Source organism: Candidatus Paceibacterota bacterium, assembly GCA_035452965.1.
GTDB lineage: Bacteria > Verrucomicrobiota > Verrucomicrobiia > Limisphaerales > UBA8199 > UBA8199.
The window spans coordinates 53,707-67,507 of sequence record DAOTCE010000006.1; the positions used below are offsets into that span (position 1 = coordinate 53,707).

11 protein-coding genes are annotated in these 13,801 nt (G+C 62.2%); 6 read left to right on the forward strand and 5 right to left on the reverse strand.

Annotation, left to right across the window (positions count from 1 at the left end):
- Positions 1–411: 411 nt before the first annotated feature.
- Entirely contained in the window at positions 412–558 is a 147-nt protein-coding gene (locus P5205_07725; protein ID HSA10246.1) for a hypothetical protein, read from the forward strand.
- 85 nt (positions 559–643) lie between these two features.
- A complete protein-coding gene (locus P5205_07730; protein ID HSA10247.1) occupies positions 644–1,975 on the forward strand; it encodes a LysM domain-containing protein in 1,332 nt (443 codons plus the stop codon).
- Between the two features lie 178 nt (positions 1,976–2,153).
- Here P5205_07730 and P5205_07735 read toward each other — a convergent pair whose 3' ends face one another.
- From P5205_07735 to P5205_07750, 4 genes are all read right to left on the reverse strand, one after another.
- Positions 2,154–2,672 carry a DUF6125 family protein gene (locus P5205_07735; protein HSA10248.1) on the reverse strand — a complete coding sequence of 173 codons (519 nt, stop codon included), beginning with the start codon at positions 2,670–2,672 and terminating at the stop codon, positions 2,154–2,156.
- 59 nt (positions 2,673–2,731) lie between these two features.
- A complete protein-coding gene (locus P5205_07740) occupies positions 2,732–3,604 on the reverse strand; it encodes an ABC transporter permease (GenBank protein ID HSA10249.1) in 873 nt (290 codons plus the stop codon).
- Positions 3,605–3,646: 42 nt separating this feature from the next.
- The gene (locus tag P5205_07745; GenBank protein ID HSA10250.1) at positions 3,647–4,693 is read right to left on the reverse strand and encodes an ABC transporter permease; all 1,047 of its coding nucleotides are present in this window, start codon (positions 4,691–4,693) and stop codon (positions 3,647–3,649) included.
- Positions 4,694–5,118: 425 nt separating this feature from the next.
- Complete coding sequence (locus tag P5205_07750) at positions 5,119–5,415, reverse strand: hypothetical protein (GenBank protein HSA10251.1); 297 nt, start codon at positions 5,413–5,415, stop codon at positions 5,119–5,121.
- Positions 5,416–5,557: 142 nt separating this feature from the next.
- On the opposite strand from P5205_07750, the gene P5205_07755 reads away from it, so the two are divergent.
- Positions 5,558–6,421: a prepilin-type N-terminal cleavage/methylation domain-containing protein gene (locus tag P5205_07755; GenBank protein ID HSA10252.1), complete on the forward strand. Its 864-nt coding sequence runs from the start codon at positions 5,558–5,560 to the stop codon at positions 6,419–6,421.
- Positions 6,422–6,496: 75 nt separating this feature from the next.
- On the opposite strand, the gene P5205_07760 is transcribed toward P5205_07755, so the two are convergent.
- Positions 6,497–8,266: a hypothetical protein gene (locus P5205_07760; GenBank protein HSA10253.1), complete on the reverse strand. Its 1,770-nt coding sequence runs from the start codon at positions 8,264–8,266 to the stop codon at positions 6,497–6,499.
- A gap of 245 nt (positions 8,267–8,511) precedes the next feature.
- Here P5205_07760 and P5205_07765 point away from each other — a divergent pair, with 245 nt between their 5' ends.
- From P5205_07765 to P5205_07775, 3 genes are read left to right on the forward strand one after another with little or no spacing between them, the layout of a single operon-like run.
- Positions 8,512–9,699, forward strand: a complete 1,188-nt coding sequence (locus P5205_07765; GenBank protein ID HSA10254.1) for a hypothetical protein — start codon at positions 8,512–8,514, stop codon at positions 9,697–9,699.
- A gap of 1 nt (position 9,700) precedes the next feature.
- Positions 9,701–11,725 (forward strand): MFS transporter, encoded by a 2,025-nt coding sequence (locus P5205_07770; GenBank protein ID HSA10255.1) that lies wholly within the window; start codon positions 9,701–9,703, stop codon positions 11,723–11,725.
- A 10-nt stretch (positions 11,726–11,735) separates the two neighbouring features.
- Positions 11,736–13,775 carry a DUF2961 domain-containing protein gene (locus P5205_07775; GenBank protein ID HSA10256.1) on the forward strand — a complete coding sequence of 680 codons (2,040 nt, stop codon included), beginning with the start codon at positions 11,736–11,738 and terminating at the stop codon, positions 13,773–13,775.
- Positions 13,776–13,801 lie beyond the last annotated feature (26 nt).

Here is a 13,801-nt window from a genome sequence, read left to right on the forward strand (position 1 = left end):
CCGGCGATGGGGCGAACGGGTAACACAACCGGACCGCCACAGCAATGCTCAATCGCGGACCCCCGCAACTCTTCAGGGCGTATGCATGAAACCCCGGACGGAGCGCGGGCAGTCCTGTCCGCCTGCCGGATTGTGGGCAAGACGGGCGGACAGGAATGTCCGCGCTCCTTCATGCATACGCCCTGCGGGAGAGCTTCGTGAGGCATGCGCGGCACGACGCTTCAGCAGGCAGACCTGCCAAAAGTGGCAATGGTGGGGGGTGGATGGTGGCGGGACGGCTACTGGATGGCCACGAGACGGCCACTAGATGGCCGGGAGGTCACGGGAAGCGGTGACTTCCGCAGAAACGGCGCAAAAGGGCGGTTGAATTGTTTGGTATCACCGCACGATTGTGTGGTAAAGGCGCGCGTCATGAGCGCGCTGGCGGAATTGCTCGGGTCAAAGGTGAAGGCGGAAGTGTTCCGGCTGCTGTTCGGGGCGGGAGAAGGACGGCTGCACCTGCGGGAGCTGGCCCGGCAACGGCACGGGATGGTCGAGCCGCTGGGTGGCAGCGCGTAGGCAGGAAGCTGCCGGAGGCGCGCGGGCAACTTTTCCCGTCTCACTTTTTAATTGCAGTAGCTGCAATTTGCGAATAAATACCATTATGCACTGGCGGGTAGTTGCTCTCATTTCGCTGGTCCTCAATCTCGCGTTGGTTGCTGCGTGGTGGTCCATGTCGCGCCAGCAGGATGCCCGAGTGGCTGCGGCAGTTAGTGCTTCGAGGCAGGCTCCCACCGTGCAGAGCACCACTAACCTGATCGTGCGCCGCCAGCCGTTCTCCTGGCGGGACATTGAATCCCCTGACTACGCCGCCTACGCCTCCAACCTGCGCGACATCGGCTGTCCGGAGCAGACCATCCGCGACATCATCATCGCCGATGTAAACGCCTTGTACGCGCGCAAACGGGCGCTGGAAATGGTCACCGCGGAGCAACAGTGGTGGCGCATCGAGCCGGACACCAATATTGTCCGGGCCGCCGCGCTCAAAGCGCAGGAACTGGAGGAAGAGCGTCACGCCTTGCTGACCAGCTTGCTGGGCGCCAACTGGGAAACCGGCGACCTGGTCAGCATCCCGAGGCCTTCGCGCGCCGGCATCGCGCTGGATGGCCCGGTGCTGGGCGCACTTTCCGCCGAAACGAAGAAGGCCATTCAGGAAGTGAATGCGCGCTCTCAGGACCGCCTGCAAGCGTACATGGAGGCCCAGAGCCTCGCGGGCAAAGAACCCGACGCCGCCGAGCTTGCCAAACTTCGGCAGCAGACCAGAAATGAGTTGGCCCGGCTGCTCAGTCCGCCCGAACTGGAGGAATATCTGCTGCGCTATTCGCAGACCGCCAATGATCTGCGCGCCTCTTTCGGCCAACTCCGCTATTTTGAGCCGACGCGCGATGAGTTCCGCGCCGTGTTTCGAGCTATTGATGCTCTGGACCACCGGATCCAGCTTTTCTCGACCGCCAGCGACCCGGGGAGCGTCCAGGCGCTCAAGGCGCTGCTCAGCCAGCGGGAGAATGCCATCAAACTCGCGCTAGGGGCCAAGCGATACGAGGAATTCCGGCTGCTTCATGACCCGGTTTATCAGGAGGCCCTCGAAGCATCGGAAGGCGACCCGGAACTGGCGCGCGCCCAATACGCCATTGACCTGGCGGCCTTCCGTGCCGCTGGCACAAACACCCTGACCGCCGAGCAACAGGAGTCCCTCGACCGCCTCAAAGCGGACACTCTGTTGCCGCCGGAACAGCCGCCCACTCCGACATCGCCCCCGCCGTTAAAGGTCTATGTGCTTGGTCCGGGCGATAGCGCGAGCACAATTGCGCTCATGTACGGACTGCCAATTGAGGCGATCAAGGCCGCCAACCCGAAAGTGGATTTCACCAAGCTCAGGCCGGGCGTCGAGATCACCATCCCCTCATCGCCATTCGCGTCTCCCGCTTCTCCTTGAGGCCGGGCGGGACGCGTTTTAGTTCGACCGGTTGGAAATACCCGAGCTCGACCTGTCCGGAGAATCTACGTCCACCATAACCTTGCCTCCAGTTCGGATGGTGAACTGCTGGCTGATAGGCTTTCCTATGTCTCGGCAAAGGCCGTGCTGGCGCTGATGAGCAGGAAGCCAGTGGCTCTCAGATTTGTTCCTGGCAGTAAAAGCGCCATTGGCAGTGCATGTCAGGCGGATGCGGCCCAGGCGGGGCGAACCGGCACTCCACCCGCAGGCGCGGGTCCACCGCCTGGGCCAGGCTCACGAATTCCGCCTCGTGCATCGCCCGGCACGCATACTCCTTCAAACCCCGCTTCAGCCGCGCTTCCTGAACCGGGCAAACCGGCACCGACAGGACCACCTCTTCCGGCCGTTCTTCGATCTGGTAGCCGATCAGAATGCTCCACGGGTAATACCGCAACACTCGCACGAATCCCCGCAAGCCCTTCTCCTGGATGCCAAAGCGCGCCACCAAATCCTTCGCCGCCATGCCCCCGACCTTGCCCCATACCTGCTCGTTGATTTCCTCCGCCGCCGGTTGGCCGAACCGTTCCGTCAGGAAGATGAACCAGAACGCGTCCATCACCCGGTAGTGCTTAAGAAAGAACTCGATATAGCTCCGCAACTCCGCTGCCTCCATCCGTTCAAACAGTTCCAGATTCATGCAGCCGCCATTCTACCCGGCCCCTGCGGCGATGTCAGGCGCTGAAATGCCTTTCGGCGCTAGGCTCTGCGGAACACCGTGCCCGCGGCTTTAGGTGGACGCGAGCGGCCTACGAAGCCGGCCAGGACAAGGATCGTGATAACGTATGGGAGAATTTGGATGAATTGGACGGGGAGAGGTTTGCCGCCCCAGAGGCTCACGCCCTGGAGCCGGAACTGCACCGCTTCGGCAAAGCCGAAGAGCAGGCACGCCAAAGCCGTCGGCACCGGCCTCCATTTGCCAAAGATGAGCGCCGCCAGCGCCATGAAGCCGCGCCCAGCGGTCATGTCCCGCGAGAAGGAAGAGGACAAGTACACGGAGAGCGAAGCACCGCCCAACCCAGCCAGCGCGCCGCTCATCAACACCGCCGCCCACCGCACCCGGTTGACGCATATGCCCGCCGCGTCCAACGCCTCGGGATGCTCCCCGGCAAAGCTCACCCAAAGCCCGCTGGGCATGTACTTCAGCCAGAGCCAGCACAGCCCCACCATGATCCAACTCAGGAATAGCGGCGCGGACTGAAAGCGTTCGGCCAAGGGGATGGCCGGTGTCTGGCCGGTCACATCGTAGAGAATTTTGCAGGCGAACGGCGTCAGGCCGAGCGCCAGCATGTTGATCGCCGTGCCCGCCACGATCTGATTGGCGCGCAGCCAAATCACACACAACGCGAAAACGGCAGCCAGCAGCGCCCCAGCCGCCATTCCACCCCCCAAGCCCAGCCAGGGTGAATGCGTGACATAGGTTATCACCGCCGCCCCGAAGGCCCCGATCAGCATCATCCCTTCCAAGGCGATGTTTATAACGCCTGAACGCTCGCTGAACATGCCGCCCAGCGCCGCGAAGATCAGCGGCGTCGAAACACGCATCGTAGATTCCAGTAGTTGCCGGGTCATCGTTCCTTACAACTCATGTAACCTGGCTGCCCGATTCACTCATTAACCCCTCGATCCCTCGACGTTCAGCTCCCGCCTTCTCATCCAGTCCCACAGGCCTTCTGCCGATACGCACAGAATAATCAACGCCTGAAGAACCAGCGACAACTCCTGCGTAACCCGCTCAGTCTCAAGGTCCAGCGCCGCCGCGCCTCTGTGCAGCGCGCCAAACAGCAGCGCCGCCGCGACTACCCCCAGCGGGTGGTTTCGCCCAAGCAACGCCACGGCAATACCGATGAACCCAAACTCTGGCGAAAACCCAACCCGGAACCTGCCCGCATTCCCCAGCACTTCCCCCACCCCCACCAACCCTGCCAGTCCGCCCGCCAGCGACAGCGCAATAATCCTGACTTTTCCCGCGTCAATCCCCGCCGCCCGTGCCGCCGATTCACTCTGGCCCACGGCGCGCATCTCGAACCCCAACACCGTGCGCCACAGCAACACCCATACGACGAATGCCGCCACCAATGCCAGCGGGAGTGCCAGGCTCACCGGCGCGCCGCCAAACACGCCGAATTGGTGAATCCAGTAGCCTTCGCCGATAGGACGCGTCTCCGGGTTTTGCGAGCCGGGGTTCTTGAGCAGGTAGAGCGTGACATAGCTCGCGAGACCTGCCGCAATGAAATTGAGCATGATCGTGTTGATAACCTCATGGCTGCCACGCCGGGCACGGAGCCAACCGGGGATCGCGCCCCACAGCGCCCCCGCGAGCATCGCCGCCAAGGCGGCCACTACCGGCGCCAGTGGCGACCACAACCCCGGCCAGATAGCGCCCACCGCCGCGGCAGCTAAAGCCCCCAGAGTGAGTTGCCCTTCCGCGCCGATGTTAAATAGCCCGGCCTTAAACGCGAACGCGACCGAGAGGCCGGTAAAGATGAGTGGCGTCGCGTAAAACAAGGTCATGCCCAGGTCGTAGCCGGACCCAAATGCTCCGTCGGCTATAATTCTAAAGACGCGCCACGGATCTTCCCCCGCCGTCCACGTCACCACCAGACCTACGGCAAGCCCCAGTGCGACCGACAAGATGGGTTGCAGAAGCTTGCGTATCATGGCGCCATGTTCTAGCTGACCAGACGTTGCTGCGGAAGATGAAAAAGTCCCTACCCCAGCCAGACGGGCGACAGCGCCGTTCAGGTGGTCGCACGCTGGCGTCGGCCTGCGTCTGGCTGGAGAATGGCCTGCTAGTGCGGTCAGACTACGGTGTGTATCCCATGGGGAGCGCTCCCCATGGGATACACACCGTAGCACCACCGTGCCGCCACCGTATCGCCCAGCCGCAGGTGCCGGGTTCAGCGGGGACTGGAGAAAGCAGGCAGCCTGCACCACTGTCCAAACTTTGGACAGTGCGCGAATGGGAAGTTGGGTTGGCCAACCTGGCTGTGGGGGTGAAAGTGATCGTTGGCAATCAATGGAAAACTGTGTTGAACCGCTTTTCCAATCTTCCGCGGGATGACTATGAGAAAGTTCTTGAGTGACTACCGCAATGCCGCCGGCGGCCGTCGCCCACGCCCCCGCCTCCGGCGGGAACGGTCGCGGAACATCTTTCTCAGTTCGTCATAGATGGCCCGCGCGCTGCCGAAGGGCTTGCGCAGCTTCCCCCCGATGGTCTCTGGTTCCCGCCGATAGCGTCGTCTCCGTCTCTGCCGGCGGCGCGTTGCCCGGTCGAGAACCAGCACTGCCAGGAAGAGAACCGCAATCGCCACGGCGACCCACAACGCCACTGTCTCGCCGCTGAATGAGAGTTGGCCCACTAAGTATTGATTCTCGTGCATTGCGCCCGCAGTCATTCTTCTAGCCTAGTTTAGGTTCCGCAGCAAGGACATCCCTTGCGCGATCCGGGGCATTGCTTGCGCCTGCTTCAATCGTGTGCTATACACCATGCAGCAATCTCCCTGGTCTTGCTGTTTTGATGGCATGAATTCGCGCAACGCAAGAGGATCCCGCCTGGTGGTTCCTGGTTTTACGCTCATTGAACTGCTGGTCGTGATTGCCATCATTGCGATTCTGGCGGCGCTGCTCTTGCCGGCACTCGCTAAAGCCAAGGTTCGTGCCCAACGCGCCGCGTGCCTCAACAACAGCAAGCAGATCGGCCTGGGCGGCCAGATGTACGCCGATGAAGACCGGAAGCTCGCCCTGAGCGGCACCGCCAATTGGACTGATGACGACATGAACTGGCTCTTCCCCCAGTATGTGTCCAACGTGAAGTCCTTCATCTGCCCTACTACCAGAAATTCCGTGCGCACCACCTACTCGGCCGGGGTCACCTCCACCACAAGTGATCCCTACACTCCCAACGATTCGGGCGTGACTCCCTACCAGGAGCGCCTGCACGGCAACTCCAGGTACTTGTACGACCTCATCAACAACGCCTCCGGCAAGAGCGGGACTAACGGTCACAGCTACGAAGTGGCCGGCTGGATAAATGCCCGGCAGTCCTCCGGCGTCGCTGGTGCCATGCTCCGCAAGACCCAGTCGCTCATAGCCGGCTACACTTATCGCCTCAACAACTCCGCCGGCGGCTTCCCGCAATACAACTTCCTCGCACAGCATGCCGGCCCGTCGGACATCTGGATCATCTACGACGCGGACGACAAAGACTACACTTATACCGACCCGAGCCGCAAAAATGAGGACTACCCGGATCCCGGCGACAATCATGGAGCCGACGGCGGCAACGTGGTCTTCTGCGACGGCCACGCCGAGTGGGTCCCTCAAAAAGTCTATCTCCTCAAGTGGTTCCGCGGAACCGACGAGTGGCACGAGCAGATCGTGCGTTGAACGGAGTCACCCGCGCCGGTTAGTCAGCGTTCGGCGCATGCGGCGACCCAGGGGGCGGACGGCGCCACCCGGATTCTAATCAATCAAAAGGAGGGTTGCGATTTCGAGCCGCGGGATAGTTAAGTTCACGAGCTTGTAGCGGCCTTTCGCTGACTGCGCAAACTCCAAGGGACCGGATGTTGCGGCAGGATCGGCCGTCAATGCAGCCACTGAACGCACTTGCTTCAACGGCACACGCACCGCCACCCGAAGATCAGCCACGGGTGTCACCGTGTCTTCGAACGAGGATAGGCGGCGCACATCGAGGTTCAGCAGGTGGACGATGGTGCGATGCGGCTGATCGCGTACCACGGCGCGGACCGTGCTGTGCGCGCTTACAGCCACCGCCGGCTCGCCAATCGCCGCCTGCACTTCCTTGAGCCAATTCACTTTCTCCGCCGTCACAATCGAGCCGCCCGCGCGGATGAACCCTTTGAGCCGCCTTAATTCGTTCGTCGTAAAATCAGCCATGGAAGGTGCGAGCAGCAGCTTCGTGCCACGCAATGCCTTCCATAAGTCGTCTTCGCACACCACCTCGAATTGCAGATTGGCGGCGGTCAGTGCAGCGGCCAACCGGGAGGCACGGCACTGGTCGGAGGCAAGCCAGTTCCGGAACGGCAAGAAGAGGACCAAGTCCCTCCGCGCGCGGGTGTCGTTGAGCAGGCTGGCATTCCGCCGGAGAAAATCCGCCTGGGGCCGGATGAGCGAGATCATCCGCTCCCGTTCTCTATCCGGCCATGTCGGCCAGGAAAGATAGGACGCGTTATGGGCCGCCGCTTCGGCCATGGCAAGCCGCACCAGATGGGGCGGAGTATGATAATCCGCCTCGGCCAGGGTGACCGCTACCACTGGTTTGCCACGACTAATGGCATGAAGCTGCCGGTAGGTTGGGCCGTATTCCATTACACGGCCGTCCGACAGCGTGCGCGGCTGGCTGGACATATCCTCCACGACAACGAAATCCTCCGCCCGGCTTAGTTCGTGGATGTTGTAAGCATAGTTGCGGCACTGGGAGTAGAGGACATCCGGTGAGTTAAGGCTGTTGTTTGCGGTAATCAGCGCGTTGCGCTTGAGGGAGCGAGCGTAATCACGCATGTCGGCCAGAAAATCGCGGGCAATTGTGCAGCGGAAGCGCAGAAAAGCGTTGGAATGCCGCCGGGCCAGCTGGCGCAGGGCGACTTGCGAATTGGTCTTGGGAAGCGACGCCATGCGAGGCAGCACACCCTCGCGTCGGAGAAACCGGGCAAATTTCTCCAGGCAATGAGAGCAATAGCAGCCTTGCGGATGAACGGTGGGATTATCAAAGAAGACACCATCGCAGCCCGCCTCCAATTGCTGGCGCACCATGAATCTCTCGTAAGTCCGCCAGTCGGGATTGTTCATGCAGGCGGGCTGGTATTCACCTCCATACCACGAGGGCAAAGGACTGCCGGCGTGGTCCTGTTGCCTCCATTCTGCAGGCGGCTGGCCGAACTGGGCGCGCAATTCCGGCGGCCAATTCCTGGCGAAAGCCTCCAACTTAACGATCGAGGTGGCACAGACGTAGCCGATCGCCAGACGAATACCCCGGCGCCGGGCGTTGTCGAGGTAGGAAGCGGTCGCCCTGCGCTGCACCGCCAGTTCCTCGGCCGGTGGCAACCCCAGGTAGCCCAAGCCCCCCAATCCGGTCACGTAAATAACACTCGCACCGCTCGCCGCTGCCGCTTCAGCCTGGTCGCCGATGGCCCCCAGGTGATCGAACGCGTGGCCGGCCACGCCTGCCTGGAGTTCGCGCCGCACAGCCTCCCGGGAAATCGCTGTTGGCACAAGTAACAGCAGGCACACGCCGCATTTTAGCAGTCCGCTCGCCATATGGTCTCTGCCCGGTATAGCACGCCCGCCTGGCAAAGCACGCGTTATGATGCCACCCCGATGCCAAGGCGGAAAAGTTCACGTGACACGTGTATGAAGCAGCCCGGCCATCAATCGCGCCCAGCCCTTGACACCATCCCGCTTGAATCCGTAGGCTCCGGCTCATGTTACGCAATCTTCTCCCTGCCGCGATTGTTGTTATGAGCTTAGGCACACCCCTCACCCAATGCGCTCGCGCCGCCACTTTTGCGGACGACGCCACCTTCCTGAAGCGCCACACGGAACTCATCGTCTTGAGCGATGCGAAGGGCCTTGCCAAAGTGGCCATCGTGCCCGCCTGGCAGGGCCGGGTCATGACCAGCACCGCCGGGGCCGACGCCGGCCTCAGCTTTGGCTGGATCAACCGCGAGCTCATCGCCTCCGGCAAGCTGCTGCCCCACATGAATGCTTTCGGCGGCGAAGACCGTTTCTGGATGGGGCCGGAGGCCGGGCAGTTTTCGATCTTCTTCGCCCAGGGAACGAAGTTTGAATTTGCGGACTGGTTTACGCCTGCCGCCTTTGATACGCTGCCGTTCAAAGTCCTGCGCCAATCCAGGGACAAGGCCGTGTTCGCCTCACAATTCAACCTGACCAATTACTCGGGCACGCGCTTTAAGGTGGCGGTGAACCGGGAAGTCCGCCTGCTTAACTCCAAAACAGCCTGGCGGAAGCTGGGCGTTAAGCCTTCCGTCGGCGTGAGCCTGGTCGCCTTTGAATCCGACAACAGGATTACCAACGCCGGCGAGGAAGCGTGGAAAAAGGACACAGGATTGCTCTCGATTTGGATTCTCGGCATGTTTACTCCTTCTCCTTCCGCCACCATCGTCGTACCTATCGAGGCCGGACCTGAATCCAAGCTTGGCGTAAAGGTAACGTCGGACTACTTTGGCCAGATCCCGCCGGATCGCCTGGTAGTCAAGGACGACGTGATCTACTTCTCCGCCGACGGCAAGTACCGCAGCAAGATCGGCATCAACCCCAAGCGTAGCAAGGGCGTATTGGGCAGCTACGACGCGGACAACAAAGTGCTGACCATTGCGCAGTACAAAGTGCCCGCAGGCGTAACCGACTACGTCAACTCGCTCTGGAAGATCCAGGATGACCCCTACAGCGGCGATGCCGCAAACTGCTACAACGACGGCCCGCCCGCGCCCGGCGAGAAGCCGATGGGCCCGTTCTTCGAGCTGGAATCCTCTTCACCAGCCGCCGCGCTGGCGCCCGGCAAGAGCCTCGCCCACGTCCACCGGACAATCCACCTGACCGGGCCGGAATCCGCGCTGGATGGCGTCGCCCGCGCCACGCTGGGCGTCTCCATCGCCGACATCAAAGCCGGACTCAAGAATCGGTAAGATGAACACCAGTAATCAAACCACAGCCGCCGCCGGCAAGACCATGACGCAGTCGGTCAAACAAGGCATGTTCGTCCTGCCAGATGGCAGGAACGTGCTATTCACCTTCTGTCTGGTCAGCTCGCTGTTCCTCCTCTGGGGATTCTGCAACGGGATGATTGACGTGATGGACAAGCACTTCCAGGAGGAACTGCACCTCAGCTTGTCGCAGTCGGCCTGGGTCCAGTTTGCGCACTGGATGGGCTACTTCCTCATGTCCATCCCCGCGGGCTGGCTCGCGACGCGGCTGGGCTACAAAGGCGGCATTATCGCCGGGCTGTTGTTGGTCTCGGTCGGCGGGTTCTGGTTCATTCCAGCATCCAAGATCGCGGCGTTCTGGGCCTTCCTGCTCGGCGTATGCGTCGTGGCCTCTGGCTTGACCTTCCTGGAAACGGTGGCCAACCCCTACACGACGGTGCTGGGCCCCTCGCGCTACGCCGCCGCCCGCATCAATACGGCTCAGTCCTGCAACGGCGTCGGCTGGATCTTCGGTCCGATCGCCGGCAGCATGTTCTTTTATGGCACGGATGCGGCCGGGCGAAGCACCGGTTCGCAGACGCTTTGGATCCCATATGCGGGCGTTGCGGTGGGGGTGCTCATCCTGGCGGTCATCTTCTTCTTTGCCCCAGTCCCCGATGTGAAGGCTGAGGACGATTATCATTTGGACGACAAAGGTCCCGGCACGGCCCCGGCCCCGGCGACCCGGGAGGTGAACCGCAAGCTGTCGTATGCGTTGCTGCTGGGGAATGTGGCCGCGCTGATCGGCGTCTTCATCTTCATCTTCTGGCTCACGTTCGATGGCCTGCAGCTTGGCCCGCGCCTGGTGGGGTTGGCCTCCGCCATTCCGCGCCCATCCAGCGTGGTCGTGAGCGCGCAAAACTCGGTGCTGATCGTGCTGACGGTCGCCGCCGGGCTGGTCCTGTTGGCCGCGGCTATCTGGCTGATCGGCGTCACCAAACGCCTCTCCCACCACAGCGTCTGGGCGCACGAACACTTTTCCGGGGCCACGCTGGCGCAGTTCCTGTATGTCGCGGCCCAGTGCGGCATCTTCAGCTTCCTGATCAATTACCTGACCTCGGAGCCGCCGTCCCTGCCCTCCTCCTGGTTCAAGGAGAGCACCAGCAAATGGATCGAGGTGCGAACGGCCTTTGCGGGTTCGGACTTCAAAGACGTGTCCTCCCTGGCGACAAAACTGACCGTCAAAGCTGATTCTATGTCAGTCTTTCTCGCCACACAGCTTTCCGATGCCACGGTTCAAACACTGGCCCGCTACAAGGAAGGTGCGGCCAGCACCACGGCGGCGCGCGTGGCGATGATGCAGGATCTCAACAGCCTCATCCTCAAGACCAACATCTATGCGCCGGAGCGATTCCAGGGCATCGCCTTGCAGGACAAGACCAGACACCTGCTCGGGCCCGATGCCCCGCCGCGTAGCCTGCCGCGGCTCAACCGGCTGCTGCTCGCCGACGCGTATCCGCAGGAACTGGCCTTCCAGGACGGCATCTTCGGCGTGAGCAACCAGTTCGCCGCCACACTGGCGTCGGTTGGCTTCTTTTGTTTCCTCCTGGGCCGGGTCACCGGCGCGGCCATGCTGCGCAAAATCTCCGCCCACAAGATGCTCGGTCTCTACAGCGTGATCAATGCCGTGCTTTGTTTCCTGATCTACTTGAAGCTGGGCTGGCTGTCGGTAGTGTGCGTCTTCCTCTGCTACTTCTTCATGTCCATCACCTTCCCCACTATCTTCGCCCTCGGTATCTTTGGCCTGGGGGCGCGGGCCAAGGCCGCCTCGGCCTACATCGTCATGGGCATCGTCGGCGGTGCCCTCCTGCCCAAGCTCATGGGCGCGGTAGCCGACCACTATAACATGTCCCGGGGCTTCATCGTGCCCCTAATCTGCTTCGTGTTCATTGCCTTCTACGGCTACGGCTGGCCCAAGCTCAGCCGCGTCGAGGCCCTCCACGGCGTCGGGACATCCGGGGGGCGCTAATCCAGACAATATGCGAAACCGGAACCATGATCCCCTCTTTGCCCTCACGGTCGGCCTGGTCTTGACCTGCGCGCCGCTCTGGGCTGCACAACAGCAGCTGACTTACGTTGACCTGGTCAAGCGACTCACGGACCTGGAGCAACTGGCCACGGTGCCCATGCCAGGTGAGAAGTGCGTCCAATGGTCTAGCTACGACCGCGCCAGCCGCTACGATGCGGCTACCGGGAAATATGTGGCCTGGGATGCCAACGCCGACGGGGACGGCATCATCCGCAAGGAAGATGGCAAACTCGTCTTCGCCGAGATGGAAGGGCCAGGCTGCATCTGGCGTATCTGGTCCGCCACACCCAAAGAGGGGCACGTGCGGATTTATCTCGACGGCGCGGCCGAACCCGCGGTGGACCTGCCGTTCGTCGGCTACTTTGATCGCAAGAACGAGCCCTTTACCTGCCCCGCCCTCGTGCACACGGTCGCCATGGGCTGGAACAATTACACGCCCATCCCGTTCCAGAAGTCCTGCAAGATCACGGCTGATCCCGGCTGGGGCGCCTATTACCAGTTCGTTTACACCGTCTTCCCCAAAGGCACACAGGTGCCGGCGTTCAGGCGGGACCTGTCGGCGGCGGAGCGGGCGGCGCTCGATCAAGCCAACTCGATCCTGGGTGAGTGCCGGTTTGGCGCCGGTCGCGAGCACCCCGGGGCGAAGCTGATTGCGAAGGGAATCAAGGCCGGCCCCGTCACCACCAGCACCGTGGCGAAGCTCAAAGGCCCGCGCGCCATCACGGGGTTACGGGTCAGGCTGGTCCCGGCCCCCGCGCCCGAGGATCTCGACACCCTGCGAGAACTGGCCCTGCAGATCAAATGGGACGGCGAGTCCGCTCCCAGCGTGTGGTCGCCGCTCGGCGACTTCTTTGGCACGGCGCCCGGCCTCAATGCCTATCGCTCCCTGCCGCTCGGGGCCGGGGAGGACGGCTGGCTATATTGCAATTGGTACATGCCTTTCAAAAAGGAGGCCCGGGTGGAACTGGTCAACGATGGTTCCACCGCCCGCACCCTGCAGGTCGAGCTCCAACACGCCGAACTCTCCCGACCCATCGCTCAACTCGGCCGCTTCCACGCCAAGTGGCACCGGGATGCCTTCCTGCCGCGCGAGGCCGAGCGCTGGATTGACTGGCCTTTCCTCAAGACCGAAGGGGCGGGGCGCTTCGCCGGCCTCATGCTCCACGTCTGGAACCCGCGCGGGAGCTGGTGGGGCGAGGGAGACGAGAAGTTCTTCGTGGACGGGGAGAAGTTCCCGTCCACCATCGGCACCGGGTCGGAAGACTATTTTGGCTATGCCTGGTGCTGCCCGCAGTTGTTCCAGAATGCCTACCATAACCAGACCCGCAACGATGGCAACAACCGCGGTCACATCTCCGTTAACCGCTGGCAGATCGCCGATGCCATCCCCTTCCACAAGTCCTTTGAGGGCTGCATCGAGAAGTACTACCGGAACGACCGGCCCACGCTGTATGCGGGCACGACCTACTGGTATCTCGGCCCGGATGGCAATGATCCCTACCGCCCGCTCCCGCTGCGCGAGCGCCTCGGCTACTGGGGGCCGGTGCAGACCTACAAGGTCAAAGGTGCAATCGAGGGGGAGAAGCTCAAGATTATCGCGAAGAGCGGCGGTGAGACCCAGGAACAGGACATGACCGCATTCGAGGGAGCCTGGAGCAACGACGCTCACCTCTGGTGGATCCAAGCTAAACCCGGGGACAAGCTGGAGCTGGCCCTGCCGCTCCAGCAGACGGGGAAGTACCGGATGCTCATGCAACTCACCCGGGCGCCGGACTACGGCATTGTGCAGCTTCATCTCGACGGCCAGAAGCTGGGCAGCCCGATTGACCTTTACCGCAAGGCGGTCAGGTCTACCGGGGAACTGGCAATGGGCGAGCTCGAACTCGCGGCCGGAGACCATAAGCTGACAGTCGAGATCGTTGGCGCCAATGACAAGGCCATTAAGAGCCACATGTTCGGCCTGGACTACGTGAAGCTTGACCCGATGTAGCCAAACGGCGTCTGCACCAAACCACC

What these genes read in the sequence shown, in the direction of transcription:
- P5205_07735 (HSA10248.1), bottom strand. Translation starts at nt 2,672, where the DNA reads ATGAATCTGGAACTGTTTGAACGGATGGAGGCAGCGGAGTTGCGGAGC.
- P5205_07730 (HSA10247.1), top strand. Translation starts at nt 644, where the DNA reads ATGCACTGGCGGGTAGTTGCTCTCATTTCGCTGGTCCTCAATCTCGCG.
- P5205_07745 (HSA10250.1), bottom strand. Translation starts at nt 4,693, where the DNA reads ATGATACGCAAGCTTCTGCAACCCATCTTGTCGGTCGCACTGGGGCTT.
- P5205_07750 (HSA10251.1), bottom strand. Translation starts at nt 5,415, where the DNA reads ATGCACGAGAATCAATACTTAGTGGGCCAACTCTCATTCAGCGGCGAG.
- P5205_07775 (HSA10256.1), top strand. Translation starts at nt 11,736, where the DNA reads ATGCGAAACCGGAACCATGATCCCCTCTTTGCCCTCACGGTCGGCCTG.
- P5205_07770 (HSA10255.1), top strand. Translation starts at nt 9,701, where the DNA reads ATGAACACCAGTAATCAAACCACAGCCGCCGCCGGCAAGACCATGACG.
- P5205_07765 (HSA10254.1), top strand. Translation starts at nt 8,512, where the DNA reads ATGAGCTTAGGCACACCCCTCACCCAATGCGCTCGCGCCGCCACTTTT.
- P5205_07755 (HSA10252.1), top strand. Translation starts at nt 5,558, where the DNA reads ATGAATTCGCGCAACGCAAGAGGATCCCGCCTGGTGGTTCCTGGTTTT.
- P5205_07725 (HSA10246.1), top strand. Translation starts at nt 412, where the DNA reads ATGAGCGCGCTGGCGGAATTGCTCGGGTCAAAGGTGAAGGCGGAAGTG.
- P5205_07740 (HSA10249.1), bottom strand. Translation starts at nt 3,604, where the DNA reads ATGACCCGGCAACTACTGGAATCTACGATGCGTGTTTCGACGCCGCTG.